Origin of the sequence: Mucilaginibacter litoreus, assembly GCF_042676805.1 — a bacterium.
Lineage (GTDB): Bacteria > Bacteroidota > Bacteroidia > Sphingobacteriales > Sphingobacteriaceae > Mucilaginibacter > Mucilaginibacter litoreus.
The window spans coordinates 69,562-95,050 of record NZ_JBHTHZ010000014.1 but is presented as its reverse complement, the minus strand read 5'-3'; the positions used below and the strand labels follow the sequence as shown (position 1 = coordinate 95,050).

The following is a 25,489-nucleotide window of genomic DNA, read 5'->3' as shown; positions in this document are numbered from 1 at the left end:
TTAGCGATAATAGACCATACAATGCAATTAAATTTTTTTCCGTTAAACTTTCAATTTACAGATTATCAAATCACTGATGTTAATTATAGCGACGAGTTGTTGTTAGATCTACGAAGACGCTATAATACTTCTCATTCTTTTTTCCGTTTCGGAGAGAATATTTATTTATCAAATTCAGATTCTGATTCAGGAATAGATATAGCAACTAATACGACATCAAAAAACGTTTATGGAGATAACCAAATCACAGCTTCCTTAATTAAGCACATTTTTTTTAGGACATTTAAAAAGCGTTTCATATCCTATACTCCAGTAGATTTTTATCCTTTTCGTTTCTTTTCCAGCAAAGAGAAAGATGATTTATTATTTGATCTATTACCGAATCAGCTTAAAGGGCGCATAGGCTACAAAAAGATGATTGAAGTGCAACTTAGGTTAGCAACAATCGCAGGTAAACAGCAATTCGGTTTCGTAATTAACATCGCTCGCAACTGGATATTTGAAAAAAATTGTGCTACGCTGAATTTAGAGGGATATAACCTGCTGAACGTTGAAGTACTTCACTCCGAAATCTATCCAGGCTCTTGTGGTATCCTTGCTCCAAATGAAGAGTTTATTGGAATAATTTCTGAAATTATAAACGATGAAACGGCGAAGGTATTGACCAATGAGGGAGAACAAGTTTTTCCGCTAACTGAGTTGTTTATCCGAAAAACCAAGTTCAATATAGCGAACTATTTAGATTTCGCCTTGTCACCTGATAAAACAAGCCAAATTTTAAATCATATTGAGAGTAAGAAACAAGAAATTTACAATACCAAAAGTCTTCACACAGAAATTTGTGAAATCGCAAAGGCTTTATTTTCAAGCAAACTCGATGGTCACAGTATCGAGTTTATGAATAAAGATGGCTTTTATTTTACGGTTCAAGACAAGCCATTAGAAGTTACCAACACCTTTGATTTAAAAACTCCTACTTTCATTTTTGATCCGGCCGGCACAAAAACAAATAACAATAACCCTGATCTTGGGCTTTCAAACTTTGGCCCTTATGATAGTATTAGTTTCGATATAAAATCGCCGTCTGTTTTATGTATTTGCCACAGGGAAAACCGAGGCTATTTTTCAAAGTTTTTAGCCGACCTTAAAGACGGTATCCCAAGTTCCCGGTATTTTATCAAAGGATTTCAAAAAAAATATGAGTTAACTGAAGTGAATTTCCAGATAAATGAATTGTCTGCGTTCACATTGGCGGAATATATCCGGGTAATGAAAGAATGGGATCAGGAATTCCGTCCTGATTTGGCAATTATTGAAATCCCAAACGAGTTCAGAAAATTGAAGGATGCAGATAACCCGTATTACCAATTAAAAGGAAAACTACTTTCTTACGAAATACCTGTTCAATATGTATTAACAGAAAGGATCAAAACCTACAACGAATATATATTAAATTCAATTTGCTTACAGTTGTACGCAAAACTTGGTGGCACCCCTTGGGTATTACCCGCTAATCGCTCAGTTGATCGGGAAATCATTATAGGGATTGGACATAGTTGGATCAGAAAGAACCAGTTCAAGGGAGCAGACCAGTCTAAAATAGTCGGAATAACAACTTTCTTGTCAAGTGATGGGCAATATTTACTTGGTGATAAAGTAAAGGATGTTGCCTTTGAAAATTATTTTGAAGAACTTTTAAATAGCTTAAAATCGTCGTTCAATAGGTTGGAAAGTGAACAAGGTTGGCAAGAGGGCGACACCGTTAGATTGATTTTTCATATCTTCAAGCCTGTAAAGAACACTGAATTTGATGTAATAAGCCGATTTGTAAAAGATATCACAAAGTATCGTATCAAGTTTGCTTTCGTTACCATTAGCAAATCCCATCCTCATCTATTATTTGACCCAAACCAGCCGGGTGTAAATGGTAAAGGTGCATATATCCCTAACCGCGCAACCAATGTGTTTTTGGATTCAGAAACTTGCATTGTCCAAATGCTCGGTGTAAAAGATTTAAAAACAGCTAAACAAGCTATGAGCACACCTATTCAAATTAAAATCAGGACACCTCAAGGGAATTACAATAATCCTGAACTTAATGATATGTTGTATTATGATCTGGCTTACATTGTACAACAAATATTCTCATTCACTTATTTGTCCTGGCGTAGTTTTTTACCGGCTGAATTACCAGCGACCATGTTGTATTCAAACTTGATTTCTAAACTACTTAGCAAGATGAGAAATGTAAATGGTTGGGATGCAGACCGTTTGAATTATAGTTTAAAGAGAAAAAAATGGTTCCTTTAGAAAGCAGGTCTACATATTTACAAGAAGTAGCAGGTAACTGGCTATTATCGTCATTCAACGAGTTTATAAACCGCAGGAAACCTCATGTATCCGACGAGTTGAATGAGATTGATAGCGTTTATAGTGACAGCATTAATAGTATTTTAAATAATGATGCGGAAGCATTTCAAAAAGCGTATGCTGTTATCAACAGGCGGGTACCCCAATCAGGTGCACAATCGCCTTTCGTTCATAATGATTTTTTAATTTTCGTTTTAATAGCTGGTTTAGTAAAATTCAATTACGATAAATCATGGATCAATCAAATTTTAAAATTAAAGGCCAAAAATTCAATTACAACGACCTTTGAAAATATCTTGATTGACGACTTTGGGAGTAAAAGCAACAATCATAGTATCGCATATTGTTTTGCAGTCTTAATCCGATCTCAAGAAGTTGCTAAAAATTTGCAAGATGCCGCATATAACGAAATAATAACGAACAGTCATTTATTCGATGATAGGAATGATATCGTTAAAATTTGCTCTCTTCATGCCTTTGATGGCATAATATTATCTCGACAAATTACCGACACTCATCGATTTGACGAATTAATAAAATTTCAGACCAAATTTCTAAAACGCATGAAGATCACAGCTAAAGTGATATACAACGTCTTAATACTTTTTGCTGTTTATGGGATTTATAAATTAGTCGGGCTTACTCCAGCCCTAAAAGAAAAAGCGAATGATATTGCTATTGTCACGGGTTTATTGGGCGCTGGGATAGGGAATTACTTCGGCGGATTTAGTGTCAAAATAGAAATAGTTCTAAGGAGAATATTAGGACATACGGGTGTCGAAATATAGACAATCGGCTTATCGTATTAGTAACATGCTATTCAGTGGTTGGTTAATTAATTTCCTTTAAATGTTATGTAATGTTTAATGCTTTCATTAAAAGCCCAAAAACTTTCCTCGCTTGCGTAATAATATTCAATTCCATTTTGCACCTCAAATCCTTGTTTAGAAATCTTTACTGACTTGATATGCTCAGTAAAAAACTTATAACACGTACCGCTATGGTCAAACCATGCCCATACGAATTCTTGCTGAAATAAATCTTCGCCATAGATATATGGATCGATAATTAAATCAAAGTCCATTTCTAAATATCTTATTATAAGCTGTTTTTGTGATTCAATTGCTTTTTTAATCTTGTCTGTCATTGTTTTTTGAGTTTGTTTAAAAATAAAAATTCAAACTGAGTTTTATATACTGTTATTCGAGACAATTATCTTCGTAATTTAATCTGTCATTTAAAAGCATGAGTTTAACCTTAATCACTCTATAATTATGAACCCAATTTATTCACGTCAACCCAGCGGAGGTATTGGCTACAGCTTTGAAAATTTTTTAGCCCATTTTTTTGAAATTTGTTATGAGCATCTACGAAATGGAAGAGCAAAGTCTTTTGCTTTCATTTTGTTTGATTTTGAACATGGTGATGTTTTCTTGACTTTAAAAAATGAAAAGGTATTCACAAAGTTGGATCGCTTATCTGGTAAGGAGCTAACAATTTTTTACTTGAACTCAGAACAACGGGATTTAGTCGACCAATTCAACAATATTTTTGTTAATGCTCTTTCAGTAAATGATTCGATACCGCTACCTTCTATTGTGTTTTTTAAAGTAGTAGGAAATGACGCAGAAAACATTGAATTCCACAGAATAAGCAACGATAAATTGTTCGCCTTTCAAGAGATTAACGACTATATACAATCTTACATCACAAATATGGATCAGCCGCAAAAAAAAGGGACTGCTTTTCTTAACGCGGTTTTTAAAAAGCTTACGGAAGCTGGTTTTGATTACATCACTCAAAAGTTCTTTGAGAAATTATCCAATGGTCAGTAATTTGTCGTTTTACAAAAGGGAGAAATTTTCTCCAATTAAACCTAATTATTCTCCATTATTATCTCAAAGAAATCTTTATTGGCTTATGTTTCTTTTGCTACTTTTCTTTTCAAAGAAAAGTAGTCTGGCTAATCCAATTCAATCTCGCTGATCGCGAGCAAGAGCATTTGTATATCAAAGGTCAACGACAATAATGTCGTCGACCTTTGCTTGACTGATAAGTAGCATAAATCATTCAAGAGCAAACCTTAATGCATTTAAAACTTTTAATTGTTCTACGAGGTGGTTCGAATTATGTCCAGTCTGGGGAAGCAAATGCCATCAAAGTAAAATTTGATGGCATTTTTTTATAACGATGATAATTTATGGTATTTATCGGCTAACCGCTTTACGATAATTTCCAAATACAGTTCTTTTACTGCACAAAACCATTTAGCCTTTAAATGGTGAAGTTTTTACTATCTGGCAGATAATTTATTGACTTTTTTATTTCCTCAGCAACCACGGCGTTTTACCTTTTGGCCCGTACCAATCAAAAGTACTCAATGTTGTGGTGATCCTGGCGGCTGTAAATTCATAGGGGTCAACGTATAATGTTTTTCCGTCTGCCGAAAGCACACCATAATACGGTATATCATAAATTTCAGACAATGTGGGATGCGCTCCATAAAAAGTAATACGTGAACCATCTTGTTTGTAATTTACCCTATGGAGTAAAGACTGGTCGCCAGTGGCATATATTACTTTTCCGTTTTGGGTATATATGGTTTGCCCTGGTATAGTTTCACTTGGATTAAGAAAGATAATAGCGTTCACATCCGGAAACCATTCCGGGTGTTCAGGCTGTTCCCAGGTGCCTACAATACTTGGCGCATCTTTAGGAAATAATTTCATATCAACCATGGATATGATGGGCGAAGTACCACCGGTTATCTTTGACTTATCGGCCGAGATGGTATACACCTGCGGCGAATTGAATTGTTCATCTCCCGGCAGATCAAAAAGTATAGTAACCTGTGTTTGGCCCTGGGCATCTTCTTCAACCTTTGTTATTTTGCCGTGCACATCACCCCGACGCCATTGGGTTAGCGTTAAGTGCGACCACGCGGTAACACTGTCCTTAGCCCCAAACCGTAAGGATAACGGACGCGGATAGTAATGATTGCCTACGTTTGCAATGCCTGTATATTCTGTGTTTGAAAAGCTGTAAAGCCCTTTTGTGTCTTTGTCCGGATCTCTTTGTGTTTTATCTTTTTTACAGGCTACGCCAAGCAGCAACGTGCTGATCAAGATAAACGCAAGAATGGACCTGATCATTCTTTTCATGGTGATATGGTTAAGGTTTATGGTTTGTATTTACCGGAAAAAGGTTCTCGTCTACTTGCGTGCCCTGGCCAGCTACGCGGCACCAGTTACCGGAGGTCTTGTGGTAGACCTCCAACCGGCGGACCTTGATATTCAGATCGCGGCCATCAACAAGAATGTTAACATTGATTAGCAAATTGACCACTGCGGTGGTGCCATCATAGATCCTGATGAACTCATTGCCGGGTATAGGCCTAACAGACTTGAATACCAGTTTTTCCTTTTTCTGAGCGTCTATCCATTGCTGACGGGTGAAGGAAATATCGCCTTTGGGACCGACGGCGATCATATCCGCGCAATCGATGTTTGTTCCAGGGCCCTGGCTCCGCAGGAGTTGCCGGATCTCCTGTCGCTCCTTTTGATAGCTCGTCGTATCGATCTGCGCGAACGCACCAAGCGATAAAGAAGTCAAAAAAATTAAGGTGAATAATGATTTCATAGTATTTGTTTTTATTCAAATGTACCGGCGTTGATCATATGAATGCTGGAAAGTAGCCCGATGTAGCCATTTCGAAAACATACACCTGATCTTTGTCTATCAGATCATTTCGTCGTCGACGAAATGATCTGATAGACTGCATAGTTACGTTTGTCGAATATGTCACCGGAAATAGTTTGCTTTGATAGCCTATATGTATCTTAGTATGATAATTAAATTCGATGCAGCAAATACCATTTATTTATTCCAACAATATCAAATGGCGGTTGTCGCGGCATCTAATCTTTTGGCTGCTCTGGTTCCTGTTCCAGCTTTTGCTTTACTCGTTCTCGCCCTCACCTGCGTTGCAGCGACAATCATTTCTCCATCGCTTGATCATCACCTCGCCGGAAACCTTCATGTACTTGATCCCAAGTATATTTTTGGCATATATACTGATGTACCTGGTCATTCCTAAATTGGTGTTGCCAGGCAGATATGGCTGGGCTACTATAAGCACGATCGTATTAGTTTTTTTAACGGCAGCATTATCAGCAGTCTTATCCATAACAGTGATCGACTACATACGTCATCTGAATGCTGATAATATGTCGCCGCTCGTTGCCCGTGAGCCTCATCCTGCATTTTATATACAATTCGGTGTAGCCATGCTGGCTGGTTTGCGGGGAAGTATTACCGTAGGCGGTGTAGCCGCTGCGATCAAGTTGATGAAGTGCTTCTATGAAAGGCAGCAAGCTGCCCTGATGCTGGAAAAGGAAAAAGCGAATGCTGAACTGCAAATGCTAAAAGCGCAGCTGCACCCTCATTTCCTGTTCAACACGCTTAATAATATTTACTCCTTCACACAGGAAGTATCCGAGAAGGCATCCGGAATGATCATGGGCCTATCCCAACTACTCCGCTATATCCTCTACGATTGTAGCAAGCCGTTAGTGCCGCTTGACAAAGAGCTGAAAATGATCAAAGATTATTTTCAGCTGGAGTCGGCCCGCTATGATGACGGTTTAGACTTATCTATTCAAATACCAAAATTTACCGATCATTTGATCGCCCCGCTATTGCTTTTACCCTTCGTTGAAAATGCATTCAAACACGGTGCAAGCCAGATAACCGAGCACCCCTGGATCAGTCTTGCTGTTTATATAAATAATGATGAACTGTCGATGAAACTGATTAATGGCAAGCCGGCCACCGTTAACAATTCGAACCCTGGGATCGGGATCGCCAATGTCCGCAAACGTCTGGAACTTTTGTATCCGGGTCAACATGAGTTGGTGATCAATAACGAAGAAGAAATGTACATTGTCAATTTGACGATAACGCTGGCAAACGCACGTGCCAAAGTGGTCAATAATGTTTATCATGCAACCGGACAAGAAATACAACTGCCTCATCGTTGATGACGAGCCGCCCGCAAGGGAGGTACTGCGGCGTTATATTAGCCAGATACCGATGCTTAGCCTCATCGGGGAATGCGGTAATGCCGTGCAGGCCATTACCATGCTCAAGCAACACCACATCGATCTGCTTTTTCTTGATATTCAGATGCCACAGGTCACGGGGTTGGATCTGATAGGCACATTGGTTAATCCGCCAAAGATAGTCCTGACGACCGCTTTTGAACAATATGCGGTCAGGGCCTTTGAGCTTGATGTTACAGATTACCTGGTCAAGCCCATCCGTTTTGATCGGTTCCTGAAAGCGGCCATGAAGGCATTGCCCGAGCAGGAGGGCCGTTCTGATGACCAAACGCTCTTTAATACACAGGACGCTGCTGATCATGCTTTCCTTTATTTCCGGGCCGACCGAAAAATGGTAAAGGTCATGCTTAATGATATTCTTTACATCGAGAGCTTAAAAGATTACGTCAAAATAAACACCACTAAAGGCCCGGTCATAACCAAGTATGCGATCACATCGCTTGAAGCTATGCTGCCTGCATCATCATTTATTAGAGTGCATCGGTCTTATCTTGTATCAGTAAATAGGATCGATTCTTACACGCAGGAGGAAATAAATTTAGAAAGCAATATCGTACCTATTGGAAAGCTCTATCGGCTACAGGTATTAGATACCTTGAACAAGCAAAGGGGGTTATATTAGGCAATAGCCAATGCATTTAAAATCTTTAATTGTTCTACAAAATGGTTCGAATTGTGTCCAGTCTGGGGACAAGCCTAGTAAGTCCTGAAGCTGGGCTCGAACCATAGCTAAATATGGCGATGTTATTCAATCAGACATGAAATTTCAGCGCTCTTCCATCCAGGTCAAAAAACTGTGTGATTTTTCTTTATTGATCAGCAGCTTTTCAGGCGTATCAATTACGAGTTTGACATAAAGCTTGCGCAGAAAATAATGCTCGACCTCTTTAATTGCTTTGAAGTTGACCAGATACTGGCGGTTCACCCGAAAAAATTGCTTTGCTGAAACAGAAGCGGCAATATTATCAAGAGACTGGCTCAGCGCATATTCCTGTCCGTCAAAACACATTAAAGAAGTGGAATCATTACGTATGTAGAAAAAAGAAATATTATCTGTTTGGACCGTAGCGTACTTTTGATTCTTAAAAACCAAAAAGCTCGTTTTGCCGCTTTGCGGACTAAGCCGCTGTAGCAAACTTTCGATATCAGGCGTTGTCTTCTGTTGAAAAAAATTCTTCAGATCATCCACCTTTCGCAAGGCTTCTTTGATGTCATCCTTGGAGAAAGGCTTTAAAACGTAGTCTACACCATTGCTCTTAAATGCCTCCAGCGAATATTCATCAAAAGCCGTGCAAAATACTACTGGGCAGGTGATCTTTACTGATTTAAATATTTCGAAAGACAAACCGTCTGCCAGCTGGATATCCATAAATATCAAATCGGGTTGCGTGTTTTCAGAAAGCGCAGCGACTGAATCTTCTACGCTTTGATACCGGCCGGTAATGCTGGCATTTGGCTTTATTTCTTTAATGATAGTTTCCAAAGAACGGGCTGTCCGTAGCTCGTCTTCAATTATTATGATGTTCATAAATAAGCGGCAGTTTTACCTTAAAAATTTTATCGTCATTTGTAATCTCAATATTTTTATCAAGCAGGTGACTGTAACGTAAACTTATATTTTTCAGTCCGACACCCGTTGAGCTCACATCTCCTTTTTTTACCTGCAATACATTTTCTACAATGATGTATTCACCATCTTCAGTAATAGCGATGTTTAAAGGGCGGCTTAGGGAAACAACATTATGCTTGATGCAATTTTCTATTAATAATTGTAGTGTAAATGGTGGTATCAAGGTCTTCAGTGTTCGTTCGGTAAGCGTTGAGGTGAATTTTAAACCTTCCTCAAAGCGGGCCTTTTGCAAAAAAAGGTAGGCATTCATAATTTCCATTTCTTCTTGCACATGTATCAGGTCCAGCTTACGACTCTCGAGTGTAAAACGGTAGAAGTTGGAAAGCTTGAGGATAAAGTCAACCGCCTCTTTGTCGCCCGTTTCTACCATGGACTTTAAGGTATTCAGGCTATTAAATAGAAAATGCGGGTTGATTTGCTGCTTCAACAATTCATACTGAGCCGCCAGATTATCGCTTTTGATCTTGTCCAATTCCATACTGACATGCTGGTTTTCATAGTTCTGCTGTAAAAGATTTAAAAACATGTAAAATACCAGGTTGATGAGTATACCCCGTACCTCAACCATCAGCATGGTGGGTCCGAAATTGATATGCGACAGTATTAGCTGCTGCACCCATGCTAATCCGAACATGACCACAAGCCCGAATAGCAACGAACTAAGCAATTTGGTGTAAGATATGCTTTGCACGCGTTTACTATCTTTTTTCCGTGAGAGCATGTTGATATTGAAATACCACATCAGCACGGCAAAGGCAGCGGTAATGCCGGCGTTGACCGCCGCCTCAGCAACGTTAAACTTATGAGAGGCCAGTTGCGGTACAGATGAAAGCAAACCCAGGGTAACAGCGCTGACCCAGATAGTGGTATGTGATATATGTAGTGGTAATCTTTTCATTTAGATTGTATTGGTCAGCCAACGGGCTGATAATGAACAAAGCTATTTATTTAGCTCCATTTACTGAACTGCTATGGAAACACCAATGCCCGGTGCGAGGTAATGCTTTTTATTCTGGCATCGGCATCACCCGGAACTTGGCCTTGAGGTATCTTATATTTAAAGGCGATGACATTTTTATCTTTATCATATGAAGTGACCAGTTCGATACTTTGAACCGCACCATTGATGTAACTGCCATACCAGTATTTATTATCGGCCTGCTTAAATGTTACCAATTCAAATAGCTCACCCTTATGGTGTATGCCTGTTTTGGCACTTTGTAAGGCGGGTGCATTACCATACAAAAGGGATATGGTTCGCTGTTTACGGTCAGAAAAAGAGGTGATCACTTTCAGGCCATGAGCGTTGTAAACGGTTCTTTTTCGGGCATCATCGGAGGTATTGTTAGCGCATCCGGAAAATCCGGCAACTACAGATAGTAATAATGCAAATATCTTCGTGCGTATCATTTTATTTAAGATTTTTATTTTCTAATGGAATGCTGAACACATAGCCCGTTTCATCAGCTATCTTGTGGCAATTGTAGCAGGTGGTGTTGAATGCCGCGGTTTCACCATAAGGTTTAAGATCGGTACCATTAAATTTGCCAAATCCCCAGCCTTTACTCTCAGGGAAACGCTTCTCATCCTTGATCATGATCTGGATGTTGTTCAATGCTCCCGGGTGAACTTCACCATTCTTTTCCTCAATGATGTTGTAAACTACTTTGACAATTGCTGCACCATCCGGAAAAGGTTTGATACGCCCGCCTCGGATGGCGTTAACGGTTACTTTGTTTCCGTAGATCACGCGCATTGTGTGGTTATCAAATCGGCTGGTCGTACTGATCACTTCCCAGTTTTTGTAATCCGGAATGAACCGGACGCCATTGGGCCCCATCGGTATTTTTTTAGAAATAGTTGACTTATCTCCCAAAACTTTTTGCTCTTCTTCAGCGCTTTTAATCTGCGTACTATCATGGTATTTTGTCGGGCTGATGCTCAATACATAGTTTTTAAGTACTTCTACATCGTGCGGGGTAAGCTTAGCCTCTGGATGCAGTGTGGTATAACTGTTCAGCGGCATTTTACCTGCAAGTACCATGTTCACCATTTCCCATAAACGCACCTGCTGATCTGTTGCGCTAAGCGTGTCAAAGGTGGAAAAGTTGAAGCGCGACCGGGCTTCCTTAACATCATGATCGACCAGCCATGATACCGGAGCTACCTTATCATACCAATTGAATTTCGATTCGTTGGAATGACAGTCATAGCAGGCTTTCCTAAAAATTTTGGTCACTTCTTCCGGTGCATTGATCGGGTGCGTTACTTTATCGTTTTGCACCGGAACCTGTATAAACTGTATGGAAATGATCCCCACTAACAGTATTCCGGCTATCGGCCAAAGCCTTCTAAGTTTTTTTGAACTTACCATGCTGCGTAATTTTTTAACTAAGCTATAGCCCAGCTTAATTTTGCACCACCAATAATGGCGCGAAGTGGACATAACCGCCCCTGAACTAGACAACCAAGCATCTCGACATTTCCACTAATTTATTTAAACAATTTTGTTGAACAAAAAAGATGGCATATTTTTGCGTCTTATGAGCATAATCGTCAACGAAGTAAGTTATAGTCATACTGACCGAACGCTACTCTTTCATAATATTGCATTCTCCATCAACAAGGGTGATAAAGTTGCATTAGTAGGTAATAATGGCGTAGGTAAGTCTACCTTACTGCAAATTGTAGCAGGTGTTCTTGCTCCGACAACAGGCCGGGTGATTAGTCAGGCTAAACCGTGGTATGTGCCGCAGCATTTGGGACAATATAATGAGATGACCATTGCACGGGCTTTAAGGATCAACTTGAAATTAGCGGCTCTGAAAGCTATAACTGAGGGCAGCGTCGATATTAAAGACTTTAATGACCTGAACGATGACTGGGAGATCGAAGATAAATTACATTCAGCTCTGGCGGAATGGCATTTGGAGCATCTATCTCCTTCACAAAGACTGCATGAATTAAGCGGCGGCGAAAAGACCAAGGTTTTCTTAGCCGGGATCACGCTTCACGATCCTGAGATCATCTTACTTGACGAAGCTTCTAACCATTTAGATACAGACAGTCGCGACCAGCTGTACCGGCTTATTAGTAATAGTCGCGCAACAATTCTGGTTGTAAGCCATGACCGAGCCCTGCTTAACCTATTACCGGTAACGCTTGAGCTGAGTGCAGGAGGTGTAGAAATTTACGGCGGCAACTTTGATTTTTACCGGGCACAGAAAGTCTTAAAGTTAAATGCCCTGGAAAGTGACCTGCACGAGCAGACCAAAACAATGAAGCAAAGCCAGGCAAAAACAAGAGAGGTTACAGAAAAAAGGCAGCGGATGGAGAGCCGCGGCAAGGCAGAAGGCAGATCCGGCTCGCTGCCCCGCATTATTGCGGGAGGCCTGAAAAGCCAGGCTCAAGGCAGTACAGCAAAGGCCTTGAACGCCCAAAACGAAAAACTGGATCATATCAGCGACAACATCAGGCAAATACGCAGTCAAATTCAGCAATATCAGGTTCTCAAAATAGATATTACCTCATCAGGAATGCATGAAGGCAAGGTGTTGGTTGACGCACGGGAGATCACGTATGGATTTGACAAGCATCCTTTATGGGACGCGCTGACGTTTCAAATACGTTCGGGCGACCGAATGCACATCAAAGGTGCTAATGGTGCAGGAAAGACAACTTTACTCAAGATCATTGCCGGGGTGCTGCAACCAACGGACGGGCGACTAGAACGGGCGAATTTCAATTATTTGTACCTCGACCAGGATTACACCATGCTAGATACCGAGAAAAGCGTTTTTGAACAGGTACAGCACTTCAACAGCCGGCAATTGCAGGAGCATGAGCTCAGGTCGCTGTTGATATATGCCCAGTTCGATAATAATGCCTGGAACAAAAAGAGCGGTGTTTTAAGTGGTGGTGAAAAGATGAAGTTGGCATTATGCTGCTTATCCGTATCAGATCATGCGCCTGATATGCTGATCCTGGATGAGCCGACCAATAATCTGGATATTAAAAGCCTGGAAGTACTGACAGCCGCCGTTAAGGATTTCGAAGGAACTTTGTTAGTGATCTCACACGACGAGTACTTTGTAAAGGAAATTACCGTAGATAAAATAACAGAACTTAAAAAGTACAATAAATTATAATGCCAGCAAAAGATACAGGGACCGAAGAACTTATTAAATCGACCGCAAAAAAGCTATTCTTCAAAGAAGGAAAACTGCACGCTACCACACAGGACATCGCTGATGCTGCTGGTATGAACAGGTCGGCTGTCCATTATTATTTCAGAACAAGGAATCAGTTAATCGCTTTGGTCTTTGCTGAATCTATGCAAGCCTTGAGCCTGCTATTGGGAAACGTAATGTCGGCTAAGATGCCTTTTAGGAAAAAAATACAGGGATTGATTGACGTGTTTACAAACGAAATGATGGAATACCCTTTTCAGGAGGTGTTCCTGGTTACCGAGATCAATACTACCGGGCAAGACCTGGTGACAAAAATTGATGTGGGCCCGGTATCGTCCTTTTTAAATGAAATTGAAAAAGAAATGCAGTTGGGGACGATCGAAAAAACGGATCCTAAACATTTTCTGATCAACCTTTTCTCATTACTATCCTACCCAATTATGATGTCTCCCATATACCGGCAATTCTTTGGGATGAATGAACAGCAATTTGATGAACTGATCGCTGAGCGCAGGGAATTGATCATGCGCACCATGTTCAAATAGAAATGCGGAGCATTACATTGATACTCCGCATTTTTCTTAATCGTATGCTTATACAGCTACATCGATCTCCACATTGATATTCCCATGGGTAGCCTTGGAGTATGGACACGTTTGGTGTGCAGCTTCTACCACGGTTTTTGCTTGCTCTGCTGATAAACCGGGTAGCTTCACATTCAAGCGTGCTTGCAGATAAAAACCACCTTCGCCAGTTCCCAAGTCAACTTCTGCATCAACAGCAAGGTCTTTGGGTAGCGGTATTTGCAGGCTCGACGCATTGTGACGCATGGCCCCGATAAAACACGCTGACCATCCGGCGGCAAATAACTGTTCGGGATTAGTGCCATTGCCGGGACCGCCAGGTGTAGAAAGGCTCACGTTTAAGCGGTTATCAGTACTGGTAGCATTACCTTCCCTGCCACCTGTAATATGCACTTTAGCGGTATACAGCACTTTTGTGATGGCTGTTTTGGCAATATTTTCACTGTTTACTACATTTTGATTTTCCATTTTATTTAAAGTTTATTCGTGTGTTTTTGTTGAATGTTATTTGGCAAGGCTATCTGCTTCAATAATTGCATTGGCAAATGCTTCCGGTGCCTCCTGCGGCAGGTTATGGCCGATGCCGCCAGTTAGGGTATGATGAATGTATTTGCCGGTAAAGCGCTTTGCATAATCTGCAGGAGCCGGGTGGGGCGCGCCGTTCGCATCGCCTTCCAATGTCACAGTGGGCACTGTAATGGCCGGCGATAAAGCCAGTTGTTTTTCCAGGGCATCGTATTTTGCTTCGCCTTTAGCAAGCCCAAGCCTCCACCTGTAATTATGAATGACAATGGCCACATGGTCCGGATTATTGAAAGCTGCGGCAGAGCGATTGTAATCGGCATCAGTAAAGTTCCAATCGGGTGAAGCAGTCTGCCATATTAACTTGTTGAAGGCTTTAGTATTGGCTGCGTAGCCGGCTTTTCCACGTTCGGTAGCAAAATAATACTGATACCACCAGGCTTGCTCTGCCTTTGGCGGCAGCGGAGCTTTATTACCTTGCTGGCTACCGATAAGGTAACCGCTTACTGATACCAGCGCGTTGACCCTTTGCGGCCATAAGGCTGCGACAATATCCGCAGTACGCGCCCCCCAGTCAAAGCCCCCAAGCGTGGCCTTTTGTATATGCAAGGCATCCATTAAAGCAATCACATCTTCAGCTAAAGCTACCTGTTGCCCGTTTCGTACTGATTTTGCTGAAAGAAAGGTAGTGCTGCCGTAACCTCTTAAGTATGGTACAATAATATGATACCCCTGTGCTGCAAGTATTGGCGCAACTTGTGAATAGCTGTTAATATCGTATGGCCAGCCGTGCAGTAAAATAACCGGGTTGCCATTTGCCGGTCCAATTTCGGTGTAGCCCACATTGAGTACACCGGCTTTGATCTGCTTAATTTTTGTGAAAGGTGTGTCGGAAATAGCTGGTTTGCTGTTGCTTTGATTAGCAAGCGGTTTAGCTTGTAACAGATCTGAACTACTGAATAAGATGATGGCGATCTTAATGGCTGCTGCGATTATCAAAACACGGCGACCTGTGGTGGTAATTTCTTTCATAACAATTGATTATAGATAGTATTGTGTGGAAGATTTTTATTATGCTCTTTCGAAACCGTTAACCACGTGTTCTATACCGGCTTTGGTATAGGTAGCCGGATAGAGTTTTCTGAACATGATATAGGTGATGGAAATGGCTGTAAATGCAACGATGGCGTCAATGGTAGGAGCAAATCCTAATATTGCAAGTTTGGAGAAAAATGCGAAGGTGATGTCGAAAAAGATGCCTGCAAATACCCACTCCTTTAGTCTAAGAATGCGATTAGGAGTTAACAATACGGCTACGCCTAAAAGTTTAGCTACGCCTAAAATGTAAATGAAGTGTGGCGGATAACCCAGTTTTACGGTGATGTCCCAAACGATTGGGTTTTTAGTCAATTCAAAGAAACCGCTTGCGCCAAACCAAAGTGAGATAAAGATGGCACCTGACCAGTAAATTGTTTTTGATGTTTTTAAGTTCATGACGTTTTGTTTTTGATTGTTGACACAAAGTTGTGGCAAATCAAACCTCGCCATGAGCAGATAATGGTTCAAGCGGACATACTGAAACGCCAGTTAGACATTTACCGATCTGAGCTTAAGACATGGGTAAAAAAAGCCCTTACAAATGGAAAGGCTGCCGGATCTATTTGCATATTAATCTTCCTTTAAACGTTGCCTGTGTTCCTTACCCCATTTGATCATATGTAAAATTATATCAGCAAAGGAGTGGCAATAGTCGCTGGGCGAATACTCAACCGTTACCGGGCTGGTGGGTGTGACCGTACGTTTCAACAATTTATTAGCTTCCATATCTTTCAGTTCGCGCGATAACATGCGGGTAGTAATCCCTGGTATGCTTCTTTCAATCTCTCTGAAGCGCCTGTTTCCATTACATATCGAATTGATAATAGGCAGTTTCCACTTGCCGCCTATTACATAAATAGTGTCCTGCAAAGCCTGAATCTCCTCCTTCTGATTTCGGGGTTCCGATAGAACTTCTTTAACTAAATGCTCATCCATGTTGGTATACTCTGTGATACTGGTATCAATATTATACCAAACATAGTATACGTTTGCAGAAAAAATAAAAAATCATGAAAAATTTAGAAGGAAGGGTTGCTGTAGTAACCGGAGGCAATAGCGGTATCGGCTACGCTGCCGCAAAAGAATTAAAAGCACAAGGTGCTCAGGTGATCATCACCGGGCGCAGACAGGAAGCTGTTGAAACCGCTGCCCAACAATTAGGCGTTACCGGCTTAGTGGCCGATCAAGGTAACGTTCACGCGATCGGGCAGTTAGCTGCGACAGTCGGCGAGCAATACGGTAAGGTAGATATCCTGTTCATAAATGCAGGGATAGTTGGCGGTGCTTCTATTGAAACAGCTACCGAAGAAGTATTTGATCAGGTCATTAATATTAACTATAAGGGCGCTTACTTCACCCTAAGCAAATTGATTCCATTACTCAATGATGGCGCATCGGTGGTATTCTTGTCATCAAACACAGCCAGTATGCATGGTGGTAATGCATCGGTATATTCGTCAAGCAAGGCAGCATTGAACTCCGTAATGAAAGCTGCTGCTATTGAATTGGCCCCAAGGAAGATCAGGGTCAACTCCGTAAGTCCAGGGCCAACTCAGACAGAAATCTTGAATAAATTAGGTTTGGATGAAGAGGCAAGAAAAAACCTGGATACATGGATGCTGGAACGTGTTCCTTTAAAGCAGTTTGGTGAAGCGGATGACGTAGCTAAAATGGTTGCGTACTTTTCAAGCGATGCTGCTAAGTTCATTACCGGTGCAGAAATTGTGATGGACGGCGGGATGAGTCTTTAAATATCAGCAACTTTTTCATTCAACGGTTTCTCCGGTGCTGTGCTTACTTTAATGAGGTGCGACGGTAATTTAATACCGAACAATTTTATTCTTACACATCCCGGCCTTCGAGCCGGGTTTTTTATTGAACTAATTGGTGAAAAATTGCGCTTTAAAGGCCACTGGCGTAAGCGCAGTTTTGTTTTTAAACAGCTTATTAAAGGATTGCGGATATTCGAAGCCCAACTCATAAGCGATTTCTGCGACGGAAAGGTTGGTGTTCGTCAAATATTCTTTCGACTTGTCGATCACTTTTTGATGAATGTGTTGCTGCGCGCTTTGCCCTGTTAAAGACCGCAGCATATCGCTTAAGTAACGTGGTGATAGGTTAAGCTGATCTGCCAGATATTCTACGGTAGGCAAACCACTTTGCAAACCCTGACGGGTGTCCAGATAATGAGTAAGTATCGTTTCCAGTTTGGTAAGCAGATCATGATTAACAGCTTTGCGGGTAACAAATTGCCGTTTGTAAAACCGGTTGCCGTAATTCAGCAATACCTCTAAATAAGAAACGAGTAGGTCCTGGCTAAAATCGTCGATGTTATTGGTGAGTTCCTGTCCGATGTTTTCCAGCACCGATACAATAGTCTCCTTCTCTTTTTCCGATAAGTGCAGCGCTTCATTAGTATCGTAAGAGAAGAAACCATATTTACTGATACTGGTACCCAACTGATATCCGCGCAAAAAGTCAGGATGAATTAGCAGAGAAAGCCCATAGTATTCCGTATCCTTATCAATGGCTAAAAGCTGATGAGGTGCGGTAAAGATCATACCCCCCTCATCAAAGTCGTAATAGCCCTGCCCATAACCAATCCTGCCGTTCAGCGTTTGCTTGTAAGAGATCTTGTAGAAGTCCAGAATCAAGGTTTCCGGGAAACGTTCCCTCTCAATATTCAACTTTGTATTATCTACCAAACTGATCAGCGGATGGGCAGGACCGGGCAGGCCAACCAGCCGGTGTAGTTCCGTGATGCTATGGATCGTTACAGGTGGCTGATTAGACTTTTTCATGTTGCTAATTTAAAACTTTCCGTCGCCAAAGACCATGCTGCCAAGTTCCTTGCGAAAGGCTTCCGCGCCAATTGCATTTCTTCTTTCATACAACCGTTTAGCGTCTTCGCCAGCCACGTAGCGTATTTGGTCTTTACCGTCTGTTGCCGCTTCATAAACCACGCCAGCGATTTGCTCTGCCGGAGAAAGATTATCCTCTACGAATAAACCAAACACTTTTTGCATAGCTGCTTCATAAGCCGGATGAGTTACCGGATCAAGGGAACGGCCTATAAAGTCCGTTTTGATGCCACCCGGGGCTACGGTTTTAACCCCGATATTGAACAGGCCTAACTCGAATGACAAACTTTCACTCCAGCCTTCCAATGCCCATTTTGTGGCGTGATAAATTGAGTTTAAGGGAAAAGTTAAAAAGCCGCCCATAGAAGTGGTTGTGATAAAAAGGCCACTTTCCTTTTCCCTGAAGTAAGGAATGAAAGCCCTGGTCACCTGTATGACACCCAAAAGATTGGTATTTAGCTGACGAGCCAGTTGTTCATCGCTTACCGCTTCCAACGGGCCGACAAGCCCGTAACCGGCATTATTAAACACAACATCGATATCTTGCATGGCAATCGCTTTGCTCACGATATCGTTAATCTGCCCGGTATTGGTTACGTCCAGCGGAAGCAGCGTGACATTTTCCAGTTGGCGCAGTTCTGTATCGTTGTCCGGATTGCGCATGGTTGCGATAACATTCCAGCCCTCACTTTGAAAAAGTTTGGCGGTTACTTTACCTAATCCTGTTGAGGCGCCTGTGATAAAAATTGTTTTGCTCATTTTTTTTCTAATTTGATAAGACAAAGTTCAGCAGCAGAAACGCCATACATGTATCCGTATTGAGTTTGTAAGTATCCAAAATAACATATTGATGAAGCCATCCAACTCTCATGTTATATCACTGGATCAGGTTGTCTAAATTCACACTACCAAAACTGGTATATAGTAACTTTCACCTTCTAATTTTCGGGGTTGAGTATCAGTTGTGTCCGGTTCAGCCTTATTTCACTCGTCCCAGCCACTTTCTGCCCATAGTTTTGAATCAAATTAAAAAGATCAGAACTATGAAAATGATAAAACTTTCAGCCATGTGCGCCGCCATTGTGCTGTTGCTTACTTCGGCTGTGTATGTAAGCCGCCAGAATTCTAATAATAGCAAAGCTTTGAATTTTGATTCGAGCGAGGGTTTTGCCTTGTTAGAGTTGTTTACTTCCGAGGGCTGTTCAAGTTGTCCGCCGGCTGAAGAGCTTTTGGAACGCGTTCAAAAAGAAGCAGGCAACAAACCTGTTTATATTTTGACTTACCATGTAGATTATTGGAACCGGTTGGGCTGGAAAGACATATTCAGCAGACCTGATTTTTCAAAAAGGCAATACTGGTACCATAGCAAGTTCACCAGCCAGGTATATACACCCCAATTGATAGTGAATGGCAAGCAGGAGTTTGTAGGTTCAGATGAAAGAGCAATTAGAAATTCGTTATCTACTGCACTAAATGAAAAAGCAAGTACTGCGTTAAACTTAAAGGCGCTACAAAAGCCTCAAGGCATTAACATTCACTATCAGTTAGCCAGTCAGCCGACACAAGGTCAACTGGTTGTTGCCTTAGTACAAAAACATGCGGTAAACAAAATTAGAGCCGGTGAAAACGAAGGTCGAACCCTTAATCATGCTCAGATAGTACGGCAGTTACATACATTTTCTTTAGGCCCCCAACGACAAGGCGACGAGACAATAGCTTTGCCTAAGGAATTTGATTCACAAAATTGGGAGCTTATCGGCTTTATACAGAACCCGGATACAGGCGAAATATTAGCCGCTGCCATAACATCTGTTTCATCACCTTCTGCTAATCTATAACTCATGTTCAACTATTAAAACATTTATAAAATCATGAAAACATCAATTAAATCTTCAGAAAACCTCCGCTTTTTAGTTTTTACTATTCTGTTTATTGCAGCACTTGTAAGCTTAGGAACCCATGTAGCGAATGCACAACAAAAGAGGATAAAAAACATTGTATTAGTGCATGGTGCCTTTGCTGACGGCTCAGGCTGGAAACCGGTTTATGATATTCTCGTAAAAAAAGGATATAACGTAAGTATTGTACAAAATCCTTTAATCTCATTAAAAGCAGATGTTGATGCTACCAACAGCGTAATTGACCGTCAAGATGGAAAGGTGATTTTAGTGGGCCATTCCTGGGGTGGAACCGTAATCACAGAAGCCGGCGTAAATGAAAAGGTAGCTGCATTAGTATACGTTGCTGCTTTTATGCCCGATAAAGGAGAGACAACAGGAAAGTGGGTAGCCGCTGCACCTGCTTCACCTGATGCCGGTTTCACTACGCCTGATCAGTACGGTTATGTTTACTTCGATCCAGCTAAATTTCATGGGGGCTTTGCCGGTGACTTAACCAAAGCACAAAGCGACTTTATGAACGCTTCGCAAGTGCCCATTATCGGTAAATGCTTTGAAGAACCCGTGCATAATGTAGCCTGGAGAAGCAAGCCGAGTTATGGTATTATCGCGACACAGGATAAAGCTTTGAACCCATCCACAGAACGAGCAATGTATGAACGTGCTAAGGCTGAGATCACCGAAATTAAAGGCAGCCATGTAATTTTCATGTCGCAGCCTGAAGAAGTTGCAAAAATTATAGTAACCGCAACAGAAAGTTCACAATAAGGATAGCCGAATATGCACCCTGCATTTACTAATATGCCCCAAAAATAGGGGTGTTGTTTTAATGGCAAAAACTCTTTTAATTGTTATATTTGAATTAGTTCTTTCAAACTCAATCAAAACAGATCAAATTATTCGGTTACCTAATCGGTTACCTTTTAGTTTTAAGAAATATCAAGTTATTGATAATAAGGCCATTAAGGAAAAATAAGCGGACCCGTCCATTCCGCAAAATTAAAATTGAGCAAAACCCTTCAAATGATATCATTTGAAGGGTTTTTGTTGTAGAGCTTATTAAATTCTACATCTTATTTATATTTAAACGGCGTCATTCCCGGTCGTATGTCATGAAACCGTTTACTTCTCCTTCCACATCGGTTGTCTGCGTATACACTGCTGCTGAAAGGCCGAGTTTAATCAGCTCCTGCAGCCTGTCTGTAAACGTAATGTACCTTTTAAGCAGGTCTTCGCCGTTTTTAAAAGTCTGGTATCCCCAGTTTTTGTTCGCTTGCCAGTTATGGCCCTCTACCGGCCAACCCAAGCCTCCAACTATTAAAATTTTCATAAGTATTTTGCTATATTATTAAGTAATTGCAGCCTGTATAAAGGAGACCATCCAGACACCAGCTTGAATATTTGGGGTTTGACGCCTGGAGTTCAGAATCGCAAGTTCAAGCAACTCTCTTAAAAAAATTGCATATCCTATTCGGACTGGATATGTATAGATAATTTAGAGCTCAAGCCAAATTAGAATTGACAGGTTATGTTTCCAGGCACGTTCACTTAAATACTATATTTGAGTATGATTGATCTACTGAAGCAGCCCTGGCCCTGGTATATATCCGGGGCCATTATCGCAGGCCTTATGGTGATGCTACTCTATTTTGGAAAATCCTTTGGTTTTTCCTCTAACCTGCGAATGATCTGCACACTGATGGGCGCAGGTAAAAGGTCATCCTTTTTTAATTTTGACTTGAAAGCGCAAAAATGGAATTTGCTGTTTCTGCTTGGATCGGTAATAGGCGGGTTCATTGCACATACCTGGTTACGATCCGAACAGCCGCTGCGATTGTCGGCAGCAACGGTAACGGACCTTAAGGTTCTGGGGATCCATTTTGACGGACAGCTGGAACCCGGGCAGCTTTTTGCCATTCAAGCCTTATCCTTAAAAAACGCCAGCCTGATGCTTGCGGGCGGCCTGATGATCGGTTTCGGCTCGCGCTATGCGGGTGGCTGTACTTCTGGCCACGCCATCAGCGGACTTTCCAACCTGCAATTACCATCGCTGGTCGCGGTGATAGGTTTTTTTGTTGGAGGGTTGATCATGACCCACTTATTGTTCCCATTGCTGTTTTAAGAATGAAAGGACTCAAATATATTTTAGCCGGCATCGTATTTGGCATAGTGATGATCAAATCAGAAGCGGTAAGTTGGTACCGGATCCAGGAAATGTTCCGCTTTCAATCCTTCCATATGTATGGCATAATTGGTTCTGCGGTGATATTGGGCATAATCTCGGTTTACCTGATCAAAAAATTCAAATTGCGGGATATCAATGGGGCGCCGATCAGGCTGCCTGCAAAGGACAAGCAATGGAAAAAGTATGCGTTAGGTGGCCTCATCTTCGGGTTAGGCTGGGCGCTTACCGGCGCTTGTCCCGGGCCGATGTTCGTAAATATTGGCTACGGTTATTTCACAATGATCATTGTAATTTTCGGTGCACTCTTAGGAACATATCTGTACGGACTTTTACGGGACAGGCTTCCCCACTGAAAGTACGGCTTTGTCCATCGACTTCAAGTAATGCTCATCAGTAGTATTGGTGATGTTCGTCACTTGCCCGAAGTGAACCATTGTTTAATTTGGTCCTACCATCATTTCGTTCAAGATCATGCCGAAGGATAACTATGGAATACAGGGCTTAAGTGGCCAGGAAGTCCTGGCGGCAAGAGCCGCGTACGGAGCGAACCGGCTGTTCGGCAAAAGATCTAAGCGGCTGATAGACGCCCTGATCGGAATTGCAAAAGAACCGATGGTGGTGTTACTAATCGCACTCATTTACCTACGGCCATTGGCCATCTTCTTTAAATTAACAGCGCTTCGCCCGGGACAACTGATCGCCGGCCTGGCTATCGGCTTCGTTTCTGTTATCTGGTTCGAGGCGTTGAAATGGTGGGGAAGAAAAATATCTGTCAGAAAAACTAAAGTTTATTAATTTTTGCCCCTATCGTGATGTAAGGGTTGGTATTATTCTTCAGGGCCGCAGATGGCTTTGCAAACCTCGGCTGTGCGTTCATCCTGCCGTAATGGATGGTTAATAGCTTCTTTTTCTATTTGTTTTTTACCCCAATTGTGCAGGTGCGCTATAAATGGTATCAGTTCCCGCCCTGTTTCGCTAAGCGAATATTCTACTTTTGGCGGAACCTCGTGGTACATTTTCCGGATGATCAACTGATCATCTTCTAATTCGCGTAGTGTTTGGGTAAGCATTTTGGTTGTAATATCCGGTAGGGTCCTATTCAACTCGCCATAGCGCAAAACTTTCTTCATATCCAGATACCATAATATCCTTGCCTTATATTTTCCGCCAATGCGTTTAAAAGCGTAGTCAACGGCGCATAGCTGAGTTCCTTCCGTCAAATTTGATTCATTTTTCATAACTGAAATATCATAATAACTTGATAATCAAACATACATACTTTTTGGTACATAAGGTACAAAAAAGTACATACTTGCCATAAGTATTCAAATATTTTACTATTGCAGCACTTATTAGGTAACTCTACCAGGATTTATATATATATAATTTTAAAAGAAATGAAAACGATCGAAAATACACCTGAAAGGTCAATGAAAGCAGTAAGGCTGCACGAATTTGGTGGGCCGGAAGTTTTACAATATGAAGACGCCCCTATCCCAGAGCTCAAGCCCGGCGAAGTACTTGTTCGGGTTTATGCTGTTGGTATTAACCCTCCGGATTGGTATTTGCGCGATGGTTATCGGTCACTGCCTCCCGAATGGCGACCGGATGGCAAATTCCCGATGATCTTGGGTACAGATATTTCAGGCGTTGTGACAGCAGTTGCTGATGATGTTCAAAACTTTAGCATTGGCGACGAAGTTTATTCAATGGTGCGCTTTTTCAGCATTGGGGAGAGCAAAGCTTATGCTGAATATGTGAGTGTTCCTGTTACAGACCTGGCACTTAAACCTGCAGGCATTGATCATGTACACGCGGCAGGCGCGCCAATGTCTCTGCTTACCGCCTGGCAATTTCTTGTCGAGGTAGGGCACGATAACCCTAACCCTTTGCAGCCAAACAAACATATACCCGTACCGCTGAAAGGCAAAACAGTACTTGTGAATGGGGCGGCTGGCGGGGTAGGCCATTTTGCGGTTCAAATAGCAAAGCTGCAAGGCGCTCATGTAATTGCTGTTGGGTCTGGTAAACATGAAGCACTGCTTCGTAACCTTGGTGCTGACGATTATATTGATTATACAAAAACACCTGCTGAAGAGGTTGTCCATGACATTGATATTGTACTTGATACACTTGGCGGGCCAACTACCGGCCGCTTTTTGAAAACATTGAAGCAGGGGGGCGCCTTATTCCCGGTGTATCCTTTAGGTTTTGCTGATGCCGGTGAAGCTGAAAAGCTCGGCGTTACCGTCTCTACCTTACAGGTGCGTTCAAGCGGAACCCAGCTTGCACAACTGGCCGAGCTGCTTGATGAAGGAAAAATTCGTGTTGTGATAGATAGTACATACCCGCTTGCCAATACCCGCCAGGCTCATGAAAGGGCGGCCAAAGGCCACATACAGGGCAAGATAATTCTTACGGTAATTTAAACAAGCGTTACGATTTGTTGTGAGAATAAATGTTGGTGCATAACAGATAGGAATTTTGATTGGCTAAAAACCAAACACGTTTCACAGCTATTATAAACCATATATGGAAAACAAACAAATATTGCTTAAGGCGAACGCTTTTGTAACCCAGGGAGATAACGAAGGATTTTTATCTTTTTGCACTGATGATGTAGAATGGGATTTTATAGGCGATAGGAAGCTTACCGGGAAGGATGCCGTGCGGAAATATATGGACGAAGCGTATGCAGAGCCACCAAAATTTGATGTGGAAGAAATTATTGAAGGCGGAGATTTTGTTACAGCAATTGGCAAGATCAGTATGAAAGATGTGAACAGTAATGTACATAACTATGCATACTGTGATGTGTGGAGATTTCGCGATGGTAAGATGGCCGGATTAAAAGCTTTTGTTATTGAGACAGGAACCTATTAAAAGTTACTTAAAAGAATGCCGAGGCCCAGAAGGGGTAAAATGCTGATTTGATTTTAAGTAGTTACTGAAAGACTGCAAATGCTCAAAAAAGTATATTGGCTATTTCGTAACTGATTAATTTGTTGTGGTAAGTTTTCTTTTGCCAGTT

Annotated in this window: 31 protein-coding genes; 15 read left to right on the top strand and 16 right to left on the bottom strand. The window is 41.6% G+C overall.

Going from position 1 to position 25,489, the window contains the following annotated elements; genetic code table 11:
- Positions 1 to 21: 21 nt before the first annotated feature.
- Both ACFQZX_RS16090 and ACFQZX_RS16085 read left to right on the top strand, forming a co-directional pair.
- Positions 22 to 2,310, top strand: a complete 2,289-nt coding sequence (locus tag ACFQZX_RS16090) for a Piwi domain-containing protein (protein WP_377117269.1) — start codon at positions 22 to 24, stop codon at positions 2,308 to 2,310.
- Complete coding sequence (locus ACFQZX_RS16085) at positions 2,298 to 3,158, top strand: hypothetical protein (protein ID WP_377117267.1); 861 nt, start codon at positions 2,298 to 2,300, stop codon at positions 3,156 to 3,158. The genes ACFQZX_RS16090 and ACFQZX_RS16085 overlap by 13 nt, the downstream gene beginning before the upstream one ends.
- Positions 3,159 to 3,205: 47 nt before the next feature.
- On the opposite strand, the gene ACFQZX_RS16080 is transcribed toward ACFQZX_RS16085, so the two are convergent.
- Positions 3,206 to 3,517 (bottom strand): hypothetical protein, encoded by a 312-nt coding sequence (locus ACFQZX_RS16080; protein WP_377117265.1) that lies wholly within the window; start codon positions 3,515 to 3,517, stop codon positions 3,206 to 3,208.
- Between the two features lie 127 nt (positions 3,518 to 3,644).
- On the opposite strand from ACFQZX_RS16080, the gene ACFQZX_RS16075 reads away from it, so the two are divergent.
- Positions 3,645 to 4,205, top strand: coding sequence for a hypothetical protein (locus ACFQZX_RS16075; protein WP_377117263.1), 561 nt, complete (start codon positions 3,645 to 3,647; stop codon positions 4,203 to 4,205).
- Between the two features lie 486 nt (positions 4,206 to 4,691).
- Here ACFQZX_RS16075 and ACFQZX_RS16070 read toward each other — a convergent pair whose 3' ends face one another.
- The 3 genes from ACFQZX_RS16070 to ACFQZX_RS16060 all read right to left on the bottom strand — a co-directional run bounded on the left by ACFQZX_RS16070 (position 4,692) and on the right by ACFQZX_RS16060 (position 6,556).
- On the bottom strand, positions 4,692 to 5,531 hold the full coding sequence (locus ACFQZX_RS16070) for a hypothetical protein (RefSeq protein WP_377117261.1): 840 nt from the start codon (positions 5,529 to 5,531) through the stop codon (positions 4,692 to 4,694).
- Positions 5,532 to 5,541: 10 nt separating this feature from the next.
- Positions 5,542 to 6,009, bottom strand: a complete 468-nt coding sequence (locus ACFQZX_RS16065) for a hypothetical protein (RefSeq protein WP_377117258.1) — start codon at positions 6,007 to 6,009, stop codon at positions 5,542 to 5,544.
- A gap of 319 nt (positions 6,010 to 6,328) precedes the next feature.
- Positions 6,329 to 6,556, bottom strand: a complete 228-nt coding sequence (locus ACFQZX_RS16060; RefSeq protein ID WP_377117256.1) for a hypothetical protein — start codon at positions 6,554 to 6,556, stop codon at positions 6,329 to 6,331.
- Positions 6,557 to 6,560: 4 nt separating this feature from the next.
- On the opposite strand from ACFQZX_RS16060, the gene ACFQZX_RS16055 reads away from it, so the two are divergent.
- Both ACFQZX_RS16055 and ACFQZX_RS16050 read left to right on the top strand, forming a co-directional pair.
- Positions 6,561 to 7,409 carry a sensor histidine kinase gene (locus ACFQZX_RS16055; RefSeq protein WP_377117254.1) on the top strand — a complete coding sequence of 283 codons (849 nt, stop codon included), beginning with the start codon at positions 6,561 to 6,563 and terminating at the stop codon, positions 7,407 to 7,409.
- Positions 7,372 to 8,112 (top strand): LytR/AlgR family response regulator transcription factor, encoded by a 741-nt coding sequence (locus ACFQZX_RS16050; protein WP_377117252.1) that lies wholly within the window; start codon positions 7,372 to 7,374, stop codon positions 8,110 to 8,112. Before ACFQZX_RS16055 ends, ACFQZX_RS16050 begins: the two co-directional genes overlap by 38 nt.
- Positions 8,113 to 8,256: 144 nt before the next feature.
- Here the strand turns inward: ACFQZX_RS16050 and ACFQZX_RS16045 are convergent, their stop codons facing one another.
- From ACFQZX_RS16045 to ACFQZX_RS16030, 4 genes are all read right to left on the bottom strand, one after another.
- Positions 8,257 to 9,018: a LytR/AlgR family response regulator transcription factor gene (locus tag ACFQZX_RS16045; RefSeq protein ID WP_377117250.1), complete on the bottom strand. Its 762-nt coding sequence runs from the start codon at positions 9,016 to 9,018 to the stop codon at positions 8,257 to 8,259.
- Positions 8,999 to 10,018, bottom strand: coding sequence for a sensor histidine kinase (locus tag ACFQZX_RS16040; RefSeq protein WP_377117247.1), 1,020 nt, complete (start codon positions 10,016 to 10,018; stop codon positions 8,999 to 9,001). Before ACFQZX_RS16040 ends, ACFQZX_RS16045 begins: the two co-directional genes overlap by 20 nt.
- A gap of 71 nt (positions 10,019 to 10,089) precedes the next feature.
- The gene (locus ACFQZX_RS16035) at positions 10,090 to 10,530 is read right to left on the bottom strand and encodes a hypothetical protein (protein ID WP_377117245.1); all 441 of its coding nucleotides are present in this window, start codon (positions 10,528 to 10,530) and stop codon (positions 10,090 to 10,092) included.
- Position 10,531: 1 nt separating this feature from the next.
- Positions 10,532 to 11,494, bottom strand: coding sequence for a heme-binding domain-containing protein (locus ACFQZX_RS16030; protein ID WP_377117243.1), 963 nt, complete (start codon positions 11,492 to 11,494; stop codon positions 10,532 to 10,534).
- 169 nt (positions 11,495 to 11,663) lie between these two features.
- Between ACFQZX_RS16030 and ACFQZX_RS16025 the strand changes: the two genes are divergently transcribed.
- A complete protein-coding gene (locus ACFQZX_RS16025; protein WP_377117241.1) occupies positions 11,664 to 13,268 on the top strand; it encodes an ABC-F family ATP-binding cassette domain-containing protein in 1,605 nt (534 codons plus the stop codon).
- On the top strand, positions 13,268 to 13,855 hold the full coding sequence (locus tag ACFQZX_RS16020; protein ID WP_377117239.1) for a TetR/AcrR family transcriptional regulator: 588 nt from the start codon (positions 13,268 to 13,270) through the stop codon (positions 13,853 to 13,855). The genes ACFQZX_RS16025 and ACFQZX_RS16020 overlap by 1 nt, the downstream gene beginning before the upstream one ends.
- 48 nt (positions 13,856 to 13,903) lie before the next feature.
- Here ACFQZX_RS16020 and ACFQZX_RS16015 read toward each other — a convergent pair whose 3' ends face one another.
- From ACFQZX_RS16015 to ACFQZX_RS16000, 4 genes are all read right to left on the bottom strand, one after another.
- Positions 13,904 to 14,362 carry an organic hydroperoxide resistance protein gene (locus ACFQZX_RS16015; RefSeq protein ID WP_377117237.1) on the bottom strand — a complete coding sequence of 153 codons (459 nt, stop codon included), beginning with the start codon at positions 14,360 to 14,362 and terminating at the stop codon, positions 13,904 to 13,906.
- Positions 14,363 to 14,398: 36 nt separating this feature from the next.
- Positions 14,399 to 15,448, bottom strand: coding sequence for an alpha/beta fold hydrolase (locus ACFQZX_RS16010; RefSeq protein WP_377117235.1), 1,050 nt, complete (start codon positions 15,446 to 15,448; stop codon positions 14,399 to 14,401).
- 39 nt (positions 15,449 to 15,487) lie between these two features.
- The gene (locus ACFQZX_RS16005) at positions 15,488 to 15,910 is read right to left on the bottom strand and encodes a DoxX family protein (RefSeq protein ID WP_377117233.1); all 423 of its coding nucleotides are present in this window, start codon (positions 15,908 to 15,910) and stop codon (positions 15,488 to 15,490) included.
- Between the two features lie 174 nt (positions 15,911 to 16,084).
- On the bottom strand, positions 16,085 to 16,450 hold the full coding sequence (locus ACFQZX_RS16000) for a winged helix-turn-helix transcriptional regulator (RefSeq protein ID WP_228950019.1): 366 nt from the start codon (positions 16,448 to 16,450) through the stop codon (positions 16,085 to 16,087).
- Between the two features lie 74 nt (positions 16,451 to 16,524).
- Here ACFQZX_RS16000 and ACFQZX_RS15995 point away from each other — a divergent pair, with 74 nt between their 5' ends.
- Positions 16,525 to 17,265: an SDR family oxidoreductase gene (locus ACFQZX_RS15995; protein ID WP_377117230.1), complete on the top strand. Its 741-nt coding sequence runs from the start codon at positions 16,525 to 16,527 to the stop codon at positions 17,263 to 17,265.
- 129 nt (positions 17,266 to 17,394) lie between these two features.
- On the opposite strand, the gene ACFQZX_RS15990 is transcribed toward ACFQZX_RS15995, so the two are convergent.
- Together ACFQZX_RS15990 and ACFQZX_RS15985 are read right to left on the bottom strand one after the other, a co-directional pair.
- Entirely contained in the window at positions 17,395 to 18,315 is a 921-nt protein-coding gene (locus tag ACFQZX_RS15990) for a helix-turn-helix domain-containing protein (RefSeq protein ID WP_377117228.1), read from the bottom strand.
- A gap of 9 nt (positions 18,316 to 18,324) precedes the next feature.
- A complete protein-coding gene (locus ACFQZX_RS15985; protein WP_377117226.1) occupies positions 18,325 to 19,134 on the bottom strand; it encodes an SDR family oxidoreductase in 810 nt (269 codons plus the stop codon).
- 284 nt (positions 19,135 to 19,418) lie between these two features.
- On the opposite strand from ACFQZX_RS15985, the gene ACFQZX_RS15980 reads away from it, so the two are divergent.
- Positions 19,419 to 20,213: a DUF1223 domain-containing protein gene (locus ACFQZX_RS15980; RefSeq protein ID WP_377117223.1), complete on the top strand. Its 795-nt coding sequence runs from the start codon at positions 19,419 to 19,421 to the stop codon at positions 20,211 to 20,213.
- 33 nt (positions 20,214 to 20,246) lie between these two features.
- Positions 20,247 to 21,041 carry an alpha/beta fold hydrolase gene (locus ACFQZX_RS15975; RefSeq protein ID WP_377117221.1) on the top strand — a complete coding sequence of 265 codons (795 nt, stop codon included), beginning with the start codon at positions 20,247 to 20,249 and terminating at the stop codon, positions 21,039 to 21,041.
- Between the two features lie 325 nt (positions 21,042 to 21,366).
- On the opposite strand, the gene ACFQZX_RS15970 is transcribed toward ACFQZX_RS15975, so the two are convergent.
- Positions 21,367 to 21,603 carry a hypothetical protein gene (locus ACFQZX_RS15970; protein WP_377117218.1) on the bottom strand — a complete coding sequence of 79 codons (237 nt, stop codon included), beginning with the start codon at positions 21,601 to 21,603 and terminating at the stop codon, positions 21,367 to 21,369.
- A 237-nt stretch (positions 21,604 to 21,840) separates the two neighbouring features.
- On the opposite strand from ACFQZX_RS15970, the gene ACFQZX_RS15965 reads away from it, so the two are divergent.
- From ACFQZX_RS15965 to ACFQZX_RS15955, 3 genes are all read left to right on the top strand, one after another.
- A complete protein-coding gene (locus ACFQZX_RS15965; RefSeq protein ID WP_377117215.1) occupies positions 21,841 to 22,395 on the top strand; it encodes a YeeE/YedE family protein in 555 nt (184 codons plus the stop codon).
- A gap of 2 nt (positions 22,396 to 22,397) precedes the next feature.
- A complete protein-coding gene (locus ACFQZX_RS15960; RefSeq protein ID WP_377117213.1) occupies positions 22,398 to 22,811 on the top strand; it encodes a DUF6691 family protein in 414 nt (137 codons plus the stop codon).
- Between the two features lie 118 nt (positions 22,812 to 22,929).
- Positions 22,930 to 23,253, top strand: coding sequence for a cation transporting ATPase C-terminal domain-containing protein (locus ACFQZX_RS15955; RefSeq protein WP_377117211.1), 324 nt, complete (start codon positions 22,930 to 22,932; stop codon positions 23,251 to 23,253).
- 32 nt (positions 23,254 to 23,285) lie between these two features.
- Here the strand turns inward: ACFQZX_RS15955 and ACFQZX_RS15950 are convergent, their stop codons facing one another.
- Positions 23,286 to 23,696 carry a winged helix-turn-helix transcriptional regulator gene (locus ACFQZX_RS15950; RefSeq protein WP_377117209.1) on the bottom strand — a complete coding sequence of 137 codons (411 nt, stop codon included), beginning with the start codon at positions 23,694 to 23,696 and terminating at the stop codon, positions 23,286 to 23,288.
- 159 nt (positions 23,697 to 23,855) lie between these two features.
- Between ACFQZX_RS15950 and ACFQZX_RS15945 the strand changes: the two genes are divergently transcribed.
- Both ACFQZX_RS15945 and ACFQZX_RS15940 read left to right on the top strand, forming a co-directional pair.
- Positions 23,856 to 24,887, top strand: a complete 1,032-nt coding sequence (locus ACFQZX_RS15945) for an NADP-dependent oxidoreductase (protein WP_377117207.1) — start codon at positions 23,856 to 23,858, stop codon at positions 24,885 to 24,887.
- A 103-nt stretch (positions 24,888 to 24,990) separates the two neighbouring features.
- Positions 24,991 to 25,341 (top strand): nuclear transport factor 2 family protein, encoded by a 351-nt coding sequence (locus tag ACFQZX_RS15940; protein WP_377117205.1) that lies wholly within the window; start codon positions 24,991 to 24,993, stop codon positions 25,339 to 25,341.
- Positions 25,342 to 25,489 lie beyond the last annotated feature (148 nt).